3 protein-coding genes are annotated in these 3,618 nt (G+C 49.4%); 1 reads left to right on the top strand and 2 read right to left on the bottom strand.

Features of this window, described 5'->3' with window-relative positions; translation table 11 throughout:
- Together FEM54_RS27685 and FEM54_RS27680 are read right to left on the bottom strand one after the other, a co-directional pair.
- Positions 1 to 1,568 (bottom strand): transporter substrate-binding domain-containing protein (locus tag FEM54_RS27685; protein WP_171045918.1); only part of this gene is annotated, 1,568 nt, incomplete at its 3' end.
- Positions 1,569 to 1,613: 45 nt separating this feature from the next.
- Positions 1,614 to 2,240, bottom strand: a complete 627-nt coding sequence (locus FEM54_RS27680) for a response regulator transcription factor (RefSeq protein WP_138453763.1) — start codon at positions 2,238 to 2,240, stop codon at positions 1,614 to 1,616.
- 777 nt (positions 2,241 to 3,017) lie between these two features.
- Here FEM54_RS27680 and FEM54_RS27675 point away from each other — a divergent pair.
- Positions 3,018 to 3,618, top strand: a 601-nt coding sequence (locus FEM54_RS27675) for a BapA/Bap/LapF family prefix-like domain-containing protein (RefSeq protein ID WP_138453762.1), incomplete at its 3' end; no start/stop codon positions are given.

The raw sequence follows: 3,618 nt of genomic DNA, 5'->3' as shown, positions 1-3,618 counted from the left end.
CACGCAACCACTTGAAAGATCAATACTCGATGCTCTTTCCAATAATCGCGCTCCACGATTGAACTACCGAGCCAACGATTAGTCATTCCTTCAATCTCATCAGGAGGAATGCTGATCAAAACTTTCTCCAGAATTGAATGCAGCTCCATTTCGCCATGATGTGTACCCAACGAAAGTTGCGCCAATGACGACCCAACCGCCCCGATGATTCGTATTTGATCTTTATAATAATTTGAAATCAGATACTGGGTGTTTATCATCGGGCTGATGACGCCATCGGCGTCGCCAGAAGCCAGTAGCGCCAACGATTGCGCAGCGTTCGCCGATGGCACAAAAATAACGCCGGGGTAGAAGTTGGTAACATAGTCAAGCATCCGGCTGTTAGTGACGACCGCCAATCGTTTACCCACCATATCGTTGAGACTATTGGGTGCCCCTGCACCCAAGCGGCTACTGAATACATAAGGACTGGTCCAATAGGGTCGAGTGAAATTCAACTTGCGGTGCGCCGTATGAAAGGTCGAGACGATATCCGCGTCCCCCCGCTGTACCATGTCAATCAGCTCTTCATTTGATTTGCCGAGTACAACGTCAAATGTCAACGGAATGCGACTGCTGATTTTCTCTAGAATGTCCGCACTGATACCGCGAAACTGTTTCGCACTGTCAAGAAATGCGATAGGTGGATTGGCGTCCATCACGGCGACCTTGACCTTTGAATGGGTAGCCAGCCACTGCTCCTCTTCCGGGCTGAAACGGATGGGTTGCATACCTAGCGCATCAGAAGGCACAGCGCTCCAGCGCCGTATGATCGCCATTTTTTCCTGAAGGGAAACAGCATCTAACGCCCGATTTATAAATGCCAAAAACTGCGTCTCTTTCTGACGCGCGACAAATCCGACACTGTACTTCTTGGCGATGGCAATGTCAGAAGAATGCAAGCCAGTAAAATGATTCCTCTTAATTAAGTAATTAGCCTCGATGTACCCACCTACATAAACATCCGCTTGACCAAACGCGACCGCATTCATTGCTTTATCTGCTGAAGGAAAAATAGTGAGCGCTGCCTCCGGATAGCGTTCAGCGACCTCAGCGGAAGTCAGGTAATGCTCGTACATCGCCAACCGCTGCCCTTTTAAGTGCTCAGGCATTGGCTGTTTAATATCTCTACGCGTTACCAACACCGGCTGATCACTCGCGTAGACCTCTGAAAAGCGAAGTTGAGGGTCCCTTGACTTACCCTCCTCGCCTGCGACCATTAAATCAATCTCCCCTCGTTTCAATGCGTCAATTGTTTCATGTTCGTCACGGTAACGACGTACATGAATTTTCACATGTAACAAATCAGCCAGCAGTTCGGCGTAATCCGCAGTTATTCCTTCATAGTCGTTTTTACTGGACAACAGCTCAAACGGCGCTGGCCTCTCCATCGAAGTGCCAAGCGTAAACGAACCTTTAGCGTGCAACCATTTCTGATCAGCCTCACTCAATTTAAGTGTGTCCGAAGCATGCGAACGTCCCAGCAACTTCAACCCATCGGCAGGGGCTGCCGCGTGGTCAGCATGCACTGAAGAACTGCATACCAGTATCAGGCACCACAGAAGGAACCTCATTTAAATCAGCTTATTACGCTTGGCAAACTCGGCCAAGTAAATCAGCGACTTTACATTCAGCTTCTCTATTAACCGGTTTTTATAATTACTCACCGTTTTGTTACTCAGCAACATGGCATTGCCGATCTCTTTGTTACTGAAGCCTCGCGCAAGTTGTTGCAGCACTGCTAATTCACGATTTGAAAGCTTTTGCACTAACTCCTGCTCGGAGCTGGTTGCATCGATTTGACGTACCGAGCTGCTGGACAATATTGGAAAATGAGTATAACCACTCATCAGCGCTTTTATCGCCCGACTCAGCTCTTTCAAATCATCGGATTTCGAGACATAGCCATGTGCCCCCGCACTCATACAGCGCTGGGCATAAAAAGCTGGCTCTAGACTCGTTAAAACAAGAATTTTACTGTTCAACTCAAGCTTCGTTACACGGTCAATCACACCCAACCCATCAAGTAGGGGCATGGAAATATCCAACAAGATCAATTGAGGCTCATGTGTGCGTGCCAAGTGAAGGGCCTCCACACCATTTCCCGCTTCGGCGACCACCTCAAGGCCTGCGCTTGCTAAAACCATTTTTACGGAAGCCCGAATAAACGGATGATCATCCACCACCAACGCTTTTAACATATGACCCCTGCTTAAGAGATAAATTGGTTATAAGCAACGTAATGTCCGTCGGATTGCTGCTTAAAAATAGCTCAAATTGGCAAAACTGTTTTTTTGACGTCATTTTCTCGATTCAAACCTGCTTTCTCATCAGCCTGGACGACGGACTCCCTCATGAACGATCGGCCCAATGCAAACGGTGCGAAGGGCAAGCAAGCCTGGGGCATCGGCCTGAGCCAAACAACCCTATTACGCCTTGTTACGCGTTTAAAAACAGGATTTTCAACTATCAGGCCGCAGACTAGACACATCGATATAAAAAATACGGTGATTATACTTAATTATAGTTAATCCATTAGTTTGTACTAAGTTGTACGATTATTAACTGAATATCTCAGTGCAACCCCTATCACCTCTTTCATAAGATTGGCGGCGTTTTTTTTCATGCCTGGCACCGAAGAACTCGACGGTTTATTTTTTATTTCTGCCCTGATAACCGCGTCCGTAACGGGGCGCGCTGTTTTTCAGGCCCACTTTAAGGAGGTGAGGCTAAGTAAGCGTTTTTTCGGATATTCGACCCACCAGGTACCTGCCCGCGCGCCACAATCGTCACAACCGCCAAATTCAGTACGCGAAGGATCGTGGTGAATTTTCCCACAGCCAACCTCATTCGTCGTTGTTACATTCCGAATGTCAACTACGATTAACGGAGCCGAGGCGCCTTAAAACTAATCCCCCCCACTCCTGTGGGTGGCGGATGAGTGCGTCCGCTCCAACCTAATAGCGAAGAGGTTTGTAATGCCAAATGTTCTGGTCATTAATAAAAAAACTGGCGCACAAGCCTCGGCTGCCGGCCCAACAATCGCGCTTGATTCTGCCTCAACGGTGGTGATTTCCACTACGCGAGGTGCCATCAAACAGATGACCCGCGACGGTAAATCATTGGTCATTGAGTTTCTCGGGGGGGAAAAACTGGTCATCCAGCATTACTTCGATGACCCCGATGGACAGAAAAGCGCTCTTGTCATAGATGATGCAGGACACCTGACAGAAGTGGTCATCGGTGAGTCATCCGGCCTGGGAAATTCGCTGGCCCTGCAATATGAACCTTTTGAACATGCCGCTACCGAGGCCGCGAACAACACCTCGGCACTAGGGAAGCTTGGCGCCGCGTTCAGCGATTTGTCGACGTTGGGCAAGAGTGCAGTCCTGGCGGGGGCAGGTTTAGGCATTTATGCACTGACGCAAGCAGGCGGCAGCGGTGGCGGCGGTTCCCATAACCGGGGAGGTGTGAGTCCTGGCGGCGTTGATACGACGGCGCCTGATGCACCGCAACTCAAGGTAGGGACCAAGGCCAACGGCACCATGAGCGTTACCGGTACTGCCGAGCCAGGTAGCC

Origin of the sequence: Pseudomonas edaphica (assembly GCF_005863185.1) — a bacterium.
Taxonomy (GTDB): Bacteria; Pseudomonadota; Gammaproteobacteria; order Pseudomonadales; family Pseudomonadaceae; genus Aquipseudomonas; species Aquipseudomonas edaphica.
The sequence above is the reverse complement of the archived record's forward strand: the minus strand, read 5'-3'. Positions and strand labels throughout refer to the sequence as shown.

What these genes read in the sequence shown, in the direction of transcription:
- FEM54_RS27680 (WP_138453763.1), bottom strand. Translation starts at nt 2,240, where the DNA reads ATGTTAAAAGCGTTGGTGGTGGATGATCATCCGTTTATTCGGGCTTCC.